The sequence below is a fragment of the Pseudomonas arsenicoxydans genome (assembly GCF_006438915.1).
Taxonomy (GTDB): Bacteria; Pseudomonadota; Gammaproteobacteria; order Pseudomonadales; family Pseudomonadaceae; genus Aquipseudomonas; species Aquipseudomonas arsenicoxydans_A.
Genome location: NZ_RCZE01000006.1, coordinates 101,749 through 116,944 on the forward strand (window position 1 = coordinate 101,749; position 15,196 = coordinate 116,944).

Sequence of the window (15,196 nt, forward strand, 5' to 3'; positions counted from 1 at the left end):
GATTCGGGGCTTTTTCATGCGTGCGATTTGTTTATGGCGCGACGTTACTGGCTCGGTTGTTACACGGCGCGGCTAGCACCTTCACTACGTCATCGATGATCGCCTTACTCATATCCTGCAAATAATGAGACGCCCAGGCATGCCGGTCGGTGTCGCGAACCATAGCGGCATCGGATGCGAGAAGCTTGGCGATGTGCAGCAGATCGGAAGCGTGGGAGAGGGCCTGGATCACCGGGACGCCGGCGTTGATGCGGAACAGTGCATTGTTGTCGTGGTAGGAGAAAGGGGTGAGGCCGATGGTTTTCAGGTCTTGAGGGTTGGTCATTGGGCACCTCCGGTGTTTGGGCGGTGGTGGGTGATGACCGATGGAGCAGTAGCGCAAATTTTGGACGGACCGGTAGCGGGCATTAGCAAAAACTCCTGAATCAAAGTTAGAGCTACCACGTTCGTTCTCAGGCGAATGGGTGGCAGCTATGCGCGGGCTGAGAAACCGGAGATACAGGAACCCGGCAGACCCGAAGGTCTCCCACGCACAGCCGCCATTACACGGAAATGCAGGCACAAAAAAACGCCAACAATCGTGATTATGGGCGCTTGTGCGCCTGTATCTTACTCGGGTTCTCAGGCCCGGTCGCTGAATTGGCAGCGACGACCTGAAGGTAGCTTGAGAGGGAAGGATGCGCAATCGTGGCCAGGTGGTGGCGTGGGGGAACGTTTTCGTGATTTTTATGGCTGGGTGATTTTCATAACTCCGGCAATCAACTCCAACGGCTCTAGACTTGGGCTGTAGCTAAATTGAATTTTGTTCGATGATGGAGTTGAAATGCATAGCACCCAGCGTCAGGTCCGATCAGACAAACGTGCATTGCTCAGCTATACGGCAAAGCCGTATAGTCACGCCCATGTTCACGATTATCGAAACCGAAATTTTCAAGCGTCATGCTGAATCCATCTGGGATGATGGCGAACGTCATGAATTCATCACTTGGCTAGCGGCTAACCCGTTGGCCGGCGATGTGGTTCCTGGCAGCGGCGGTCTACGCAAGGTTCGTTGGTCCCGTAGCGGGATGGGCAAACGAGGTGGTACACGTGTCATTTACTACAACACGCTTTCAGAAGGCTCTATCTGGTTGTTGATCGCCTACACCAAGGCGAAATTCGACAATTTACCCGCAGCCTTCCTTAAGCAATTGAAGGAGGAAATCAGCCATGGTCAATGAACTGGAGCAATTCCAGCAGGACTTGCTGGACTCTGTGCGTCAAATGAAAGCCGGTAAAGCCGCTCGCGTGACAGAGGTGCCTCTGTCAGCGGCTGCCGAAGCGCGCGCCAAAGTGGGTGTTTCTCAAAGCGCGTTCGCCAAGCTGATTGGAGTCAGTTTGCGGACGTTGCAGGATTGGGAACAGGGGCGTCGGCAACCGACGGGAGCGGCTCAGACATTGTTGCGTGTTGCGAGCCAGCATCCTGAAGCGTTACGTGATCTGTATGTAGCTTGAGAAAATATAATGATTTTCTGAATTGAGAGTTCTGGCACTCTGAGAGTGCCAGAATTTGCTACCTACCTTTAGCGTTTACGACGAATAAAAATCCGAAACGGCGGGCCGTTAGCTCGCCGAATCACCTTTCCAGTCTTGGTGCGAATCGTTATACGATAAATGACCTCGCAGCCTTCGTCCTGTTGGCTGAATCATTACACCAAGTAACTAATGATGTTCCCGCCCCCACCTTTATCCCCTCCAGCTAACTCCCTACATTGAGCTCCAACGCCTACCCATTCATTCCGAAGGGCAGGTCACTTGGAGATTCCCTCATGCCTTTTGTCAGCGTTCGCATTACCCGCGATGGCGTTACCTCAGAGCAGAAAGCTCAGGTGATCGCCGAAATCACTGAAACCCTGGAACGCGTCCTCAAAAAGGATCCGCACCTGACCCACATCGTGATCGAAGAAGTCGACACCGATAACTGGGGTTACGCCGGCATCACCACCACCCAGTACCGCAAAAAACTGGCAGAGGCGGAGGGCAAGTCATGACCGTGTCTGTTGCCATCGACTTCATCTCCGACGTGGTGTGCCCGTGGTGCGCGTTGGGCGCGACGGCGCTGGAGCAGGCGATCGAGAACGTGGCCGGTGAAGTGTCGGTGGCGCTGACCTACAAGCCCTTCGAGTTGAACCCGGACATGCCGGCGGTCGGTGAAAAAGCTGTCGAGCATTTGATGCGCAAGTATGGACGCACGGCCGAAGACGTCGCCGCCGGCAAAGCGATGCAGATCACTCGGGGCGAGGCCATTGGTTTCACGTTCGATCTGGAGAAGCGCACGCACTTCTACAACACGTTTGATGCGCACCGGTTGCTGTTGTGGGCGTTGCAGGAAGGGCGGCAGATCGAGCTGAAGAAGATCCTGTTGCGCGCTTACTTCACCGATGGCCAGAACCCGAGCAACCGCGAAACACTGGCTCGTCTGGCCGGGGAAGCAGGACTGGATGTGGCGGCTGCGCAAGAGGTGTTGGCCTCCGGAGCGTTCGCGAAAGAAGTGCGCGAGCTTGAGGCGTTCTACCGCCAGCACGGCATCAACTCGGTCCCGGCCATGATCCTCAACGGTCGTCACCTGGTGTCCGGATCGCAGTCGGTCGAGTACTACGAACAAATGCTGAGACAAATGGCCAAGGCCCCTGCCGAAGCCTGATTACTTGTTTTTTCAAACCATTCTTAATTAGTAGAGGTTCATCATGAGCAATTCGAAAAAAGTCATCGTTATTACCGGCGCGTCCCAAGGCCTCGGCGCAGGCATGGTCAAAGCGTTCCGTGATCTGGATTACAAGGTTGTCGCCACTTCGCGTTCAATCAAACCGTCCACCGACCCGGACATCCTCACCGTGGCGGGCGACATCGGCGACCCGGCTGTTGCGCAGCAAGTGATCCGTGACGCCATCGCCCGTTTTGGCCGCATCGATACCTTGGTCAACAACGCCGGGATCTTCATCGCCAAGCCGTTCACCGCGTACACCGCTGAAGACTACGCCAATGTGTTGTCGGTGAACTTGAACGGCTTCTTCTACATCACCCAACTCGCGATCAATGAGATGGAAAAACAAGGAAAAGGGCACGTCGTCAACATCACCACCAGTCTGACGGACCATGCGGTTGATGGTGTGCCATCGGTTCTGGCTTCGCTGACCAAAGGTGGCTTGAACGCGGCGACCAAGTCCCTGGCGATTGAGTACGCCAAACGTGGGATTCGGGTGAATGCGGTTTCCCCAGGCATCATCAAGACGCCGATGCATGGTGAAGAAACGCATGAAGCGCTGGGAAATCTGCACCCGGTTGGGCATATGGGCGAGATCAGCGACATTGCTCAGGCGGTTGTTTATCTGGACAGCGCGAATTTTGTTACTGGTGAGATTCTGCACGTGGATGGTGGGCAGAGCGCTGGTCACTAAGAGCGGGTTTTTCAAAGGCCAGAAACAACAAAGCCCTCGTATCTCAACGAGGGCTTTGTTTCGCGCCGGTTTTTTATTCCAGGAGCCATTGCGGTTGACGTTTCCAATCGCCAGGAAAGCCCATCAGGCTTAAATTCGGTGATTCCAGATGGTCCATGATTTCGGCAAGACGAGGTTTCCACCGGCTGTCAGGACTGATCAAATCGGTTAGATACGCGAGGATCGTCAATACAATATAAAGCCGCTGTTTGGGCTGAGGTCTGCTGGCAGCTGCGTTTGGGATATTCCACTCCTTGGGTAGCGAAGGCCGAATCGAGAGTTCTCTGTTCCATAACCGCGAGTGGTGGGCGCAACAGTTTCGTATGAAGGTCAAGGTGTGGAGCCACGAAGCCAAAACATCGAACGGCAGACCGAATCTGGCAGCAATAGCTTTCTTGTCGACACTTCTGCCTATGGCATTGAATAGGGTTGATACCGTACCGAGGCTGAGTTCTTCAAGAATCGCCCATGCGGGCGGCAGTTCGGGAAAGACATAGGTCGCGCCGTAGTAGCGGAAATAGTTATCACGCATGCGATTTTCGATTCTCTGCTGCTGAAGGCCGTCGTCCTGTCGCCCTTTCTTGATACGGTCCATTTCACGTTCGAATTTATTTCGCTCTTTGCTCAATTGGTCCCGAAGTGGGCGTAAGAGTTCGGTGTGCGAATAGGACGAGGAGAACACCGAGGCATCGGCAATCCAGTCAGACCCATACTTGGGGCACATGTGGCTGCTGATGCTTGCTCGTATGGCGACCTCGACCCTCTCGATGGCGTCCATGGTTATGCGTCGCAACGAGCCATCGAATCGGTAGATGTCGACTACGGCTTTCAGAGTGCTACCGGGTTTGAAGGTATGTTCTGGCCCTTGCTCTTGGAAGGGGCGCATATAGGGGCTCAGGCGAAACAGCGTGACCACTTCGAGAAAGCGCATGGCCCGGTCATTGTTTGCGACTCGCAGGCCTCGTTGCTTTAGCAGTTCCAATTGCTGTTCTACGCTGAGGGCCGGTTTGTCGAAGGACCTCATGTAGCTTTTCTCCAGGCAAAAAAAACCCGCACGATTTGAGCTTGCTGACTGGGTCAACCTAGGCTTGGCGGGTGTGTTGGGGTGCATTATAGGTAGGTGTGAGACCCCGTCAACGTTGCACTGACGCGAATTTGTAACGGGTAGGTGCGCAGACAATGTTTGGTCTGGCGCTGGAGAAAAGGAGTTGTTGGCTTCCCGGGGATTGTCTCCAAACCCCAGAAACAACAAAGCCCTCGTATTTCTACGAGGGCTTTTTTATGTTGCCCGCAACATTCGCTACAGACAGGAAAGCTCCACATCTTCATCGTCGGGGACTTCATCCGTAACAATCACTCGTGCGTGCGCGCTGTGTTCGTCCTCCATGCGCAACCCGAAGTAGCGGGTATCGTTGGCGTCCCAAAATGCCTCTATCTGCGCCATGGGTGCATGTTCAAGCAACACCTCGGCGCTGTGCTCCAAGATGATCGAGTAACGTCGTTCGGTGTTCATTCCAAAGGGGCTCGCAACGGCGGAGAGGGTTGTGCGTAGGCACTGCTGTCATTATGCCGTCTCACAGCTTTTCGACCGTAACCGCTCATCGTTTGGGGAAGGTATCTAGATGCGCGGTACCAGAATGGGATGCGTCGTTTCGCCATCCCTCAGCGAGAGGGGCGAGCGTAAGACCCATAAACGAAAAAGGCCCACCTTTCGGTGAGCCTTTTTCGGTATTGCGTATGGTGCCGGCACCAGGAGTCGAACCCGGGACCTACTGATTACAAGTAAGGGAAACTTTACTTACAGATCAAGGCGTGGCGCCATTTAATTTTACGCAGACGGCCCGCTGCAACCCTTGTTCGGCGCGGGGCCATGCGGTTGATTTACGTAGGTTTTTAATTCGGGCTTTTGCCAAATACGGTGGTTTCCGCCACCAGTGCCTGCAGATTCTGTGCGTAACCGACTGTGGCGTTTACAAACCCATGTGTTCGATCTGCATCAGGGAACGCTCTCCCGAAAAGGCCGAGAGCCAGCATTCCTGTTTCGACCAAGAGCTTGGTTGTCATGATGGCAAAGGTGCCGCATGGGTGAAGGAGGGTGAACCGCAAGACCGAACTACCATCAGCACGATCTATCTCAGTTAAATTGGAGTAGAGAGCGTCTCGATTTGGATGCGCGCCAAAATCAATTGTTGCTTGATGAAGGTGTTTCGCCCATGCAGCGGCGCCCTCGAATGTTTCCGAAAGCACGGAGTTAAGTGCTCCAAATTTAAACTCATTCCCCCACTTTCTTAGCTCCCTTCGCTCAGTTGGCTTGTTATACCACCGCTGAGCGGCGCCTGGGGTTACCGCCAGATACCACCCGTACAATGCTGACTCCACTGCCGCCCGTATAGTTGCATGTGACGATAAGCACAGCCCTGATGCTACAAGGCGCGTTGAAGCCAAAAAGTGGCTATTAGCTGTCATGAATAGCAGTAAGGCTGACGGGTCTAAAGATTTGGCGATGTTCGCGCTCGCGTAATCACAGCACTTCGAAAGGTCTGCGGAAATATTGCTCAGTAGTTTTTGCCATAACGGATCGTGAACAAACGTTGCAAATTCGTTTTGGATAGCGACTGACTGAAAATGGGTTAAGTGATCCTGGCCCCAGCCTGCTGGAGCTCTAAAGTCGGTCGGGTTTGATTCCTTCATAGGTATCTCCATGTTTAAAAAGTCGCTAAATTTTAGTCCGCAGAGGGATTCACGAGAGGAACGCTGAGGTCATAGATATCCATCATCGACTCGTCACGGTGACCGGATGCCTCCTGTTTGTCGGCTCTGTTGCCCACTGTATCGGTGATTCCTCGGCGCTTGAAGTCGTGCATCCCGAAGCGTTGCTCGGCGGTGATGATCTCGGCTTTGATGGCCTGGGTGATGAACCGTTGCCAAGCAGTGTCGAGGCTGGACTTTTGCAACGCTCCGCCGTGAGCGGCTGTGATGATCGGCCGTTGCTCCGCAGCGATCGGCACCGGCACCCGCTTTTTGCTCCATATGTCGGAGCGCACTTTCTTAGCACTTTCCCAAGCGGCACGAAGACGTGGTGTCCAGCGCACGATGTTGTCACGGCTGCCTTTGCGCCGGTTGGTCAACACGCCCTCAGGGGTTTCGTTTGCGTCAGTGAGTGTCACCGTCTCGATGCCGCGCAAACGACAGAGGTAGCTGATCTCCATCACGTACCACAGGTACGGCGCACACGCGCCAAGCTGGCCGCGTGTGAGCTGGCCCTGCTGTTGGGCGTATTTCACAAGCGCCTTCATGGCTGCGGGCTCTGGCAGACGCCGTTGCTTACGTTCCTTCGGTGCCTCAATGCCCTGAGCAGGGTTTGTCTCGACGAAGCCACGGTTTTTACCCCATTGCATCGTCCTGCGCAGGTAGCGAAGTGCGTGCGCAGCCTTTGACGGCGTTCCCGCTTCGGCGATCCGGTCGATCACGCGCTGTACCAGTGGCGCATTGAACTTGCGAACGGCCAGTTCACCCAGCGGTTTTTTTAGCTTGGTTGGAAAGGTCAGCAGGACGTCGCGGGAGTATTCGTAGTCAGCCTGGGTCTTGGGTTTCAGGCTATTGAATCGATCGCTTTTGTGAAACTGCTCGCACAGGTAACGCAGGCAGTCGCGGTCAACCCCGGAACGTTCTTCCATCAGGCGATGGAGCTCGGAAAGGGTCGTGGTCGGCCCGGCCAGATTCGTCCGTCGTTGGTTGCCCCCCTCGTCGAAAAACAACGTGTACCAGACACCGGCTCCGCGCTGGTCGAAGTAAACAGACATCGGTAAGGCAGACTGATCGATGTGCGCCGGAATGTTCGGATTGTGCTTGCGCTTTCTACCGCGTCTCATCAGATAATTTCCGGGCTATAGCTGTCCTGAGACGTTGCAGTATAGCCACCGGCCTGATTGACCAGATCCGTGGTAGTCCATGGACCGGTACGCCCGCGAAACATGCGGATGCCCTGTTCGATAAGTGACCTTTCTACATCGGAGCGACGTTGGTAGCCGGTAATGCGCTGAAGGTCTGCGAAGACCAGGACATTGTCAGATCGGGAGTTCATTGTTTGACCTCTTTCGTATGAGGCGCCGAGGGGTTGCAGCCCCTCGTCGCCATTTCGTTTTTTACTTGGCGAGCCATATCAGTACGTCAGGCACCTGCATGGCCGTGATAGTGATCAGTACGACGGTTGCAATGATGCTGAGCAGGTTGCTGAACATTTCCTTGCCAGCCTGTTGGGCTGTTTCGTTGGTACGCGGCATAGTTCTCTCCTTTCATTGGTTGCCGGTTGCAGCCGGCGTTACAGGTTGTTGTCTGGTAGTCGCAGCAGGTGCAGCACCAGGTCTTCAAATTCGTTCGTGTCTTCGGTGCATGACCTCCATTCCAAAACCGCCTGGATCTGTAGCCTTGAACAATTCAGCACCAGGATCTCGCGCTGACCGTCGGTGGCCCGTACTTCCAAGATGTCGACCAGGCCGTTGGCGCCGTAGGCTTCGGCCTGCACCGTTTTGCGATGATCGTTTCCGAGTTCGTTGAGCAGCTGGGAGGTGCGGTCCTGCAGGCTTTTCGCAGTGCCGGCAACGACTTGAATCTGCATGGTTCTCTCCTTTCAGGGCTGTTCGACGTGGGTTGCAGCTCTACGCCTGGAACATCCAGCACTTGACGGTGGGTGACTTGGTGATCGTGTTGTTATTCCGCGTGGCTTGATAAGCGCGCACCGCGCTGTCGACGGCCTTATTCGACTCCAGGAATTTGCGGCAGCGGGATTCCTTCAGGCGATCGCGCAGCTCGCTGACGTCGGCGAGCTTCTGCCGGTGTTCTGCGGCTCGTTCGACGAACTCGTTGAGGTTGATCGCGATGACGTTGTCTTTTTTGCTGTGGTTGACCACCGGGCCATCGGCGTCGAGGCCTTGGAGGTAGTCGTAGACTTCCCAGAATTCCGCGACGACAGGGTGGTCTGCACTGATCGAGCTTTGGCGCTCGATCGCCATTGCGATGATGCAACGTTGGGTGGTGCTGATCTGGGTATCGCTCAGGGGTACGAACGAGCGGATGCAGTCCAACAGACCGAGCAACTGGGCATGGTTTTTAACGATCCGTTCGACGCGGATATAGCCTCGCAACTGATTGCCGCATTTTTGGCATGCGGCCTTTTCGTTGTTGACTGGGTACTCGGTGTCGCAACTGATGCAATGGGTGTGCAGCCGGCGCAAACGGGCCTCGTGTGAGGGAATTTTGTCGGCAAGCGTGGACATAACATCGGTTTCGCGTTTCACCGCCTGCAGCAGGAAGTGGCTGAGCTGGTTGCCGTCCAGGGCAGTCAGCCGGTCAGCTGCGGCTCGGCTTTCAGGCGTTACGTTTGGCCGCACGAAGTGCAGCTTCACAATCCGCGTCATGATGGCTTCGGAAGCAATGACAGGCGCGTTTTGGCTGATCGCGATCGTGCCTCGGAAGGGCGGCTCGTACGTTTCGTTGCCGGCGGTTTTAACGCCCTTTGTCGCCAAGGTACCGCCACCGAAGTAATCCTTTAGCTCGTCCCATTCGAAGTTTTTTGCGTGGGACTTGTCGTCGCCGCTCCGATCGGACTCCAGCAGCACTACTGGCATGCCGGACACTTGCCCCATAAGCCGGCTACGCCCGGCCTTGGTGGATTTCGATGGGTCAAATCCCTCGTAGCTTGCGCGGCCGAGCAGTTTCCACAGCAGTTTGAGCAGGGTGGTTTTACCGGCACCGGCCTCACCAGTGGCTTCGAGGAAGGGGAACGACTCATATCTAGAGCGGATCTGCTCGGCGAACAGTGATCCGAACCAGAAGGTCAGCGCGACAACGCCCTGAGCGCCGAAGCATGTCCACAACAATTTGGCCCATTCGTCGCTGTATTCCTTCGGGTCGCGCTGAATTCGCACCGGTACCGCGCGCTGCAGGGTTTTCAGGCGCAGCTTCCCGAACTCGAAGAATTCCTCGTCATTAACGTCGACCACTTGGCCATCTTTGATCGCCACGTCGCCATACACGTAGCAGCCGTATTCCTTGCTGTACCCGACGAAGTCGATCGTCTGAACGGTTTTGATCGCGAACAGCTGGTCCTTCATGATCTTGTCGAGCTGCTGACCGCTGCCGGTGAACACCGCACCGGCGGCCATGCCGAGTAGACGTTTCTTGAATTCGCTCGCAGCTGCGACCTGGCCACCGGTGAAGGTGTTTTTGACCGAACCGCCGTCGTGCGGAAAGTCGACCCGGAAGAAGTACCAGGATTCGTCCGTGATTTCGTTGCGCTGGAAGTACAGCGCCTGGGGATAGCAGTTGGCGATCTCGACCACACAGCCCGACATGCGCAGCGCTTTCTCACGCATCGCTTTGTTGTTCAGCTGCTGCTCTTCGTGGTTTTCGCTCGTTTCCAGCGCCTGCATGGCGCTGTTGAATTTGCTGATATCCAGCTTCCACCAATACAGCCGGGACTCAAACCCGAAGTGGAATTCCTCGCGTTCGCGCCAGTCGTAAATCAGCAGGGCTTTTTCTGATGCACTTTCGGCGATCAACATGGCTCCGTGGTGGCGGGCCTCGTTGAGATCCGCTTCGGTCCGCCGCCGGCGATCGGCTTCATCACTGACGAACGCCCAGCGCTGATGCAAGTCGTTCCAGTCCACCTTCCGCGCATCGCGTTGCGGAATTTGAGCCGCAGTGCATTCAAAGCCCAAAGCCCGAGCCATTGCGACCCATTTGCGCGTGTAACGGTGCGCGCCAGGCTCGTTGTCCAGTGCCCATACCAATCTTGGTAGATTGCCTGCTCGATCGACGGCCAGTGCTTTCAGCGAGACCTCGGGAAAAGCATTCGACGACATTGCCGCGACCGCATCGATCGCGTTGTGCTCAAGGGCTATCGCATCAAAAATGCCTTCGACAATCCACAGCTCCTCGGTCTGTGACAGGTCGATATTCGGCGAGCACCACCAGTAGCCCTTGTACGACTCCCCGGGTTTGAATCGCGCCTTCTTCTTTCCGAAGCGCTGAGGCTGGTCAATCAGGCGCTCCCAGTAACCGCCGCGCTCCAAGGGAAAACGGACCGTTGCCGACCCGATATTCAGGACGCGATCAAAATAGTTTTCCTGGGTGAATAGTCCGGCGACCAACTCGATCTTGAAGCCCCGAGCGAACTCCATGTAAGCGCGGGCGCTTGCTGTCGGTTGATCGTCTGTGGCCGGTGCACGTTTGCTCCAGTCGTCGAACAGATCCGCGTACAGCTCTTTGACATGCCACTGCTGACCGCATTTGCTCTCACGACCGCATTTGATGAACCACGGGTTTTCGAAGCTCGAATACAGTTCCTTCTTTGAGCAGGCAGGGCAGGTGCCGCCGCGCATGAAGTCGGTGCCTGTGCGATGCCGCAGGCCATAGTCGTTTTCGAGTCGGGTCAGTACGTCGCCCCGCATTTGATGTTCCATCGTCACGCCTGCTTTCTGATGGCGACCTGAAGGGCGCCGAGAGTTGTTTTTTGAGCCGCCAAGGCGGGGTAGGCAGAGAGAATTGCGCCGGTCCGGAAGCCATCAGGGATGCGCCGAAACTCATCTGAGTACCAATGCTCCTGAATGCCCATCCGAAGGCGCTCACGCAGCTCCTGGTGCAGGGCTTCAGCGAGGTTTTTACTAAGGTCCATCCGGATGGAAAGTGCTGTATTCATGGCTTTTTCCCTGATTTCGGGCGCAACTTGCCCAAACCCACTCGCTTAAGGTGGTGCTATTCGGTTAGTTGAAAGGGGCTGTCGGTTGAGGCTCGGTGGCGTCGACCAGGTGTTTGAATATCAACACGACGGGAATGGCGAAGGACTTGCCGCTGGCTGGGTCTGTGAGCATCGCCACGGACGCACTGCTGTTCTTTAGGTCGAGGTGGCGCTGGACACCACTGGAATGCAATTCGGCGTATGCCAAACCCGTCAAAGTTTCGGCGAGGTAGACAGGTACTTCCAATGTCGCTTGCAGGTACGTGACGGTGCGGTTGAAGAGTTGCTGGTCATTTTCCAGGTGTTCAGCCTGGTGGCGTTGCATGTAGCAAAGCGCGGCGCTCTGCATGGCGGCGCGGTACTCGCGTTCGGGGTTTTGCGCATTGGTCATCATGTTCATCAGGCCGTCTCCAGCTCAAGTAGGTCCATTTGTTGTTCGCCTTCCTTCTTCATCGCGTGCCTGCGAATTGCCACTGGGGCAACCGGCAGGCGAACGGACGGATTGGGCATACCGGAGGGGCTCATTTCATGAGTCATTTCGAACTCAGCCCGAACTGACCAGCCGCAGGCCTCGTTGGTGCATTGCAGGTAGGCAATACGCAGAAAAATGTGCGTGCCTTCACTTGTGCGGATCCGCATTCGCCCTAGGCAATGCGGGCATACCAGTTTGTAAGTGCTCACTTTGTTTCCCCCATCGCAAATTGCGACTTTTCGGCTAAAGCCGAGAATTGGTGACGCTTCTTGCGCCTACTTCGTATCCTGGCTGCCCGGTTTTTCCCGGTGCAGAACGATCACCGCAGTGACCTCTTCATGTCTGGCTGCTACGTGTGCTCGATGTGCCGCGAGGATGTCCTGCACCTCGTCGTCTTGGATGACGCCGTCTTGAAGTGCCTTGGCGATGATGGCGTCAACTAGCCCGCGCTTTACGGTGGTGTTGATTGAACGCGCGTACAGGTCGAGGTTGTCGAGTTGCCCTGCCTCAGCTACGGGGACAAAAACACCGCCATACAGATTGCAGACGAAGTCGGGCAGGTGAGTGGTGCCGGTTTGCGACTCCAGCAGGCAAATCTGGTCGTCGGTCAGTGGGCGGCTACCAGCGTTTTCATACGCGTGGTTGTCGAACTTTTTGACCGACATCCCTAGACGCGGTGCTGCGCAATCACGACCGCCCGGGTACGCGCAAATGACTGCGCTCACAACTTGCCGGCGGGTTTCTAGAACAGTGCGTTTCATCTTCTGGTTTCTCAAAAAGGTGGATGCAATTAATTTGAGATCACGCCGTCTTTGATACCCAGAAGCACAGCCGCTCGGTGAGCTTCGCCTCGCAAACATTTTTTTTGACCATTCAGCACTGCATAAACAGTGCTGGGGTTGAGGTCGTGTCGTTTGGCGAAATCAGCAGCAGACAGTCCCTGCGCGACCAACTTACTTCGAGCTAGCTGTAGTGCTTGCTCGGTGATAGCAGTGTTCGGCATAGTGCTCATTCGTGTGATTTAGTGTGGAATTCTGGCGATCTTGGTCCAATTAATTGGGACTGTCAAGCTATGAGGGTGCAATTTTGATGACCATTGGAGCTCGGCTTCGCGATGAGCGGGCGCGGCTGGGCGTTAGCCAAACGGAATTGGCAAATGTTTGCGGTATTGCAAAGAACACTCAGCTGAATTACGAAAAAGATGAGCGGAGTCCTGATGCTCCCTACCTTTTGCTAGCGAACAAAGCTGGGGTGGACGTTCACTACGTATTGTTTGGTGAGCGTCTACCTGCATCTGCAGATCTGCTGTCGCCGCTTGAGGCAGAAGTGCTCTCATATTTCCGCGATCTGTCGGACTACGACAAAGAGTCGCTGCGCCGTATGGCCTACGCGATGGCTTCCGTTGGGAAAGACTCAACACCTGCCCCCAGGACTTAAAATCCATATTTAATTAGTAGGAACTAGGAGCCAAAAAAGCCCAGCAGAAGCTGGGCTTTTTGTATCTGAACGAATACCCCCCATTGGCTAAATGGTTGGATATGGTTACTGTATGTGCATACAGTATTGGAGCATGACAGGCGATGGAACCGATTTGCATCACCCCCGTACCCGCAGCCGATGGGCTTGCAATGTTGGAGCCCGTAACGAGATGGGAACGAGAGCTGATTGTCGGCTACAGACGTTTATCCAACGATGATCAAGAGCGCTTGCTCCTGGTGCTGAATGCTTTGGTTTCTGTTACCGATGAAGGAAAGCCAAGTGCACGTTTGATGTCCTGTCAGCAACACGCCTGCTAAGAAGGGGTGGCGACTGCCTTGCTCGCGGTCAGCCGCTTGTACTCACGTTCGACCGCACGCTGTGCCGACTTCTTGCTCTCATACAGGTGTGTCAGCCGTTTCGGCTTGCTCTGGTCACCCTCGGTAAGCTTTTGCTGCTTACCGCTCTTCTTGTCGCGGTACCACGCGACGATGCCCGTGTAATCCTTGGCATCGTCAGCCAGCTCCGCTACCTCGTCACCATCTGGCAACTTTGATTCAAGCTCAAGACTCGTGGTGAATGAGTCCGACGTGAAACTGTGTTTGACGTTGCCCCCCAGCCAGATAATGTCCGCAATTTCCTGCTTGATGCCTGTCAGGGAGTAGGTGAGCTCCGGTGTTAGATCCGGACGACCACGCGCCAGCGAGTAGCTGAGAGTTGCCGTCCCCCGCTGCAGCTTGTTCCACTCAGCCCGGGCAGCGACCAGTGCGGTTTTCTGATCGGTATAGGAATGCCGCAGGTCCTTAATGTTGTCGCCGCCGCCGGAAATCGCCTCTTTTTTTTCGGCGCTGTTGACGTCGTAATAAAACGCTCGCACGCCCGTGTAACTGTCCCGGTCCGCTTGTAGGAAACGGTGCTGGTCGCCGTCCCGGCGGGTCAGGGTGATGTGCGGCAGGTTCAATCCGCTGGCGCTGGTTGCATTGCCGATCGGCATGAACAGCAGCTTGCCGGCTTTCACTGTGGCGATAGCATCGTGCTCTTGTCCCAGGCGGGAGAGCAGGTTCGCGTCTGATTCATTGGCCTGGTCAAGATGCACCAATTTGATCGCACTGAGAGCGGCGCTTACCAACGGGCCAAGGCCGTATGCGCCCGCAATGGCTTGTACGACTGACTCAATTGTTTCGTCATGCCAGCTTCGTTCCCGTTTGACCTTCAACCCAGCACTCAGGTCCACGCTGCGCGCTCGGATGTTCAGCTGGTCCGGCGCACCGCTGTGTTCGGTCTCGTCGACCGTATACGAACCTTTATCGACCAAGCCAGTATCGCTCCAGCCAAGCCACAAGCGCAGGGTTGCGCCTTTCGGCGGAATTACCAGACGCCCGTCATGATCCGAGAGCGTGACATCGAGCTGGTCTGCCGTGAGTCCGCGGTTGTCGGTCAGTTCGATGCTCATCAGGCGCTGCTCGATCGCCGCTGTGATGTCGCGTCCGTCGACCTCGAGCCGGCAAATTGGACGCGGGTAGGCGTTCGCTTCTCGCATGGCGGCCTGCGCATCATTCAGATAGCTATCGATCTGACTCAGTGCCTGGTCAATCACAGGATTTTCCTCAGAATGTTGCCGGCTGTACTGACGGCTGCGCCGAGCAGGTCAACGCGCCCATCATCGATCCGCTTGAGCGCAATGGTGAATTCAATTCGCCGTGCTGCGCCGTCCTGGAAGAACAGGGTTTTGGTCTCGCTGATGTTCTCGATCACCCAGATGCCCAATATCCTGCCGGTGCCTTCAATCAACGGCCAGGCCTTGCCGGTATCCGCCATGGCACGAAGTGTGTCGAGGCTGAGCGGCGTTCCCGCGAGTGCCGGCAGAAGAATTCCAGGCATGCTGATTGAGTCCTCCCCACGACCCAGGAACTGGCGTGCTGGGTTGGTACCAATGCGGGAGGTCGAGCCGTGACGCCATTCTGTCTGCCGCTGCAGTTCCTGATACGCCAGCGTCTCGAGGCTGAAAATGAACATGCCCAATGACATCATCAT

General features: G+C 55.7%; 22 protein-coding genes. 6 read left to right on the forward strand and 16 right to left on the reverse strand.

The features are described 5' to 3' along the window. Positions 1–31: 31 nt before the first annotated feature. Complete coding sequence (locus EAH78_RS14015; protein WP_140668060.1) at positions 32–325, reverse strand: DUF3077 domain-containing protein; 294 nt, start codon at positions 323–325, stop codon at positions 32–34. 577 nt (positions 326–902) lie between these two features. Between EAH78_RS14015 and EAH78_RS14020 the strand changes: the two genes are divergently transcribed. From EAH78_RS14020 to EAH78_RS14040, 5 genes are all read left to right on the forward strand, one after another. Further along, positions 903–1,220 carry a transcriptional regulator gene (locus EAH78_RS14020; RefSeq protein WP_140668061.1) on the forward strand — a complete coding sequence of 106 codons (318 nt, stop codon included), beginning with the start codon at positions 903–905 and terminating at the stop codon, positions 1,218–1,220. Continuing rightward, on the forward strand, positions 1,210–1,494 hold the full coding sequence (locus EAH78_RS14025; protein WP_170219121.1) for a helix-turn-helix domain-containing protein: 285 nt from the start codon (positions 1,210–1,212) through the stop codon (positions 1,492–1,494). Before EAH78_RS14020 ends, EAH78_RS14025 begins: the two co-directional genes overlap by 11 nt. Positions 1,495–1,808: 314 nt before the next feature. Beyond that, positions 1,809–2,030 (forward strand): tautomerase family protein, encoded by a 222-nt coding sequence (locus tag EAH78_RS14030; protein WP_046031263.1) that lies wholly within the window; start codon positions 1,809–1,811, stop codon positions 2,028–2,030. Then, positions 2,027–2,683 (forward strand): DsbA family oxidoreductase, encoded by a 657-nt coding sequence (locus tag EAH78_RS14035; protein WP_140668062.1) that lies wholly within the window; start codon positions 2,027–2,029, stop codon positions 2,681–2,683. Before EAH78_RS14030 ends, EAH78_RS14035 begins: the two co-directional genes overlap by 4 nt. A gap of 43 nt (positions 2,684–2,726) precedes the next feature. Further along, the gene (locus tag EAH78_RS14040; protein ID WP_140668063.1) at positions 2,727–3,437 is read left to right on the forward strand and encodes an SDR family NAD(P)-dependent oxidoreductase; all 711 of its coding nucleotides are present in this window, start codon (positions 2,727–2,729) and stop codon (positions 3,435–3,437) included. 73 nt (positions 3,438–3,510) lie between these two features. Here the strand turns inward: EAH78_RS14040 and EAH78_RS14045 are convergent, their stop codons facing one another. The 13 genes from EAH78_RS14045 to EAH78_RS14100 all read right to left on the reverse strand — a co-directional run bounded on the left by EAH78_RS14045 (position 3,511) and on the right by EAH78_RS14100 (position 12,689). Then, positions 3,511–4,500 (reverse strand): Abi family protein, encoded by a 990-nt coding sequence (locus tag EAH78_RS14045; RefSeq protein ID WP_140668064.1) that lies wholly within the window; start codon positions 4,498–4,500, stop codon positions 3,511–3,513. A 276-nt stretch (positions 4,501–4,776) separates the two neighbouring features. After that, on the reverse strand, positions 4,777–4,989 hold the full coding sequence (locus EAH78_RS14050; protein ID WP_059181808.1) for a hypothetical protein: 213 nt from the start codon (positions 4,987–4,989) through the stop codon (positions 4,777–4,779). Between the two features lie 380 nt (positions 4,990–5,369). Beyond that, a complete protein-coding gene (locus EAH78_RS14055) occupies positions 5,370–6,167 on the reverse strand; it encodes a hypothetical protein (protein WP_140668065.1) in 798 nt (265 codons plus the stop codon). 32 nt (positions 6,168–6,199) lie between these two features. Then, complete coding sequence (locus EAH78_RS14060) at positions 6,200–7,348, reverse strand: site-specific integrase (RefSeq protein ID WP_140668066.1); 1,149 nt, start codon at positions 7,346–7,348, stop codon at positions 6,200–6,202. Further along, complete coding sequence (locus EAH78_RS14065; protein ID WP_140668067.1) at positions 7,348–7,560, reverse strand: hypothetical protein; 213 nt, start codon at positions 7,558–7,560, stop codon at positions 7,348–7,350. Before EAH78_RS14065 ends, EAH78_RS14060 begins: the two co-directional genes overlap by 1 nt. A gap of 61 nt (positions 7,561–7,621) precedes the next feature. After that, a complete protein-coding gene (locus EAH78_RS32155; protein ID WP_161599685.1) occupies positions 7,622–7,759 on the reverse strand; it encodes a hypothetical protein in 138 nt (45 codons plus the stop codon). Positions 7,760–7,797: 38 nt separating this feature from the next. Further along, on the reverse strand, positions 7,798–8,094 hold the full coding sequence (locus EAH78_RS14070) for a hypothetical protein (RefSeq protein ID WP_140668068.1): 297 nt from the start codon (positions 8,092–8,094) through the stop codon (positions 7,798–7,800). Between the two features lie 40 nt (positions 8,095–8,134). Continuing rightward, entirely contained in the window at positions 8,135–10,927 is a 2,793-nt protein-coding gene (locus tag EAH78_RS14075; RefSeq protein ID WP_430539936.1) for a toprim domain-containing protein, read from the reverse strand. Between the two features lie 14 nt (positions 10,928–10,941). Beyond that, entirely contained in the window at positions 10,942–11,175 is a 234-nt protein-coding gene (locus tag EAH78_RS14080; protein WP_170219122.1) for a hypothetical protein, read from the reverse strand. A 64-nt stretch (positions 11,176–11,239) separates the two neighbouring features. Then, positions 11,240–11,614 carry a hypothetical protein gene (locus EAH78_RS14085; protein ID WP_140668070.1) on the reverse strand — a complete coding sequence of 125 codons (375 nt, stop codon included), beginning with the start codon at positions 11,612–11,614 and terminating at the stop codon, positions 11,240–11,242. Further along, positions 11,614–11,895 carry an ogr/Delta-like zinc finger family protein gene (locus EAH78_RS14090; protein ID WP_140668071.1) on the reverse strand — a complete coding sequence of 94 codons (282 nt, stop codon included), beginning with the start codon at positions 11,893–11,895 and terminating at the stop codon, positions 11,614–11,616. Before EAH78_RS14090 ends, EAH78_RS14085 begins: the two co-directional genes overlap by 1 nt. Before the next feature lie 66 nt (positions 11,896–11,961). Next, the gene (locus EAH78_RS14095; protein ID WP_140668072.1) at positions 11,962–12,447 is read right to left on the reverse strand and encodes a YmfL family putative regulatory protein; all 486 of its coding nucleotides are present in this window, start codon (positions 12,445–12,447) and stop codon (positions 11,962–11,964) included. Between the two features lie 29 nt (positions 12,448–12,476). Further along, a complete protein-coding gene (locus EAH78_RS14100) occupies positions 12,477–12,689 on the reverse strand; it encodes a DNA-binding protein (protein ID WP_033039969.1) in 213 nt (70 codons plus the stop codon). A gap of 86 nt (positions 12,690–12,775) precedes the next feature. On the opposite strand from EAH78_RS14100, the gene EAH78_RS14105 reads away from it, so the two are divergent. After that, positions 12,776–13,123, forward strand: a complete 348-nt coding sequence (locus EAH78_RS14105) for a helix-turn-helix domain-containing protein (RefSeq protein WP_140668073.1) — start codon at positions 12,776–12,778, stop codon at positions 13,121–13,123. Between the two features lie 355 nt (positions 13,124–13,478). Here the strand turns inward: EAH78_RS14105 and EAH78_RS14110 are convergent, their stop codons facing one another. Together EAH78_RS14110 and EAH78_RS14115 are read right to left on the reverse strand one after the other, a co-directional pair. Continuing rightward, complete coding sequence (locus EAH78_RS14110; RefSeq protein WP_140668322.1) at positions 13,479–14,702, reverse strand: phage late control D family protein; 1,224 nt, start codon at positions 14,700–14,702, stop codon at positions 13,479–13,481. Between the two features lie 53 nt (positions 14,703–14,755). Beyond that, on the reverse strand, positions 14,756–15,196 hold the full coding sequence (locus tag EAH78_RS14115) for a phage tail protein (RefSeq protein ID WP_140668074.1): 441 nt from the start codon (positions 15,194–15,196) through the stop codon (positions 14,756–14,758).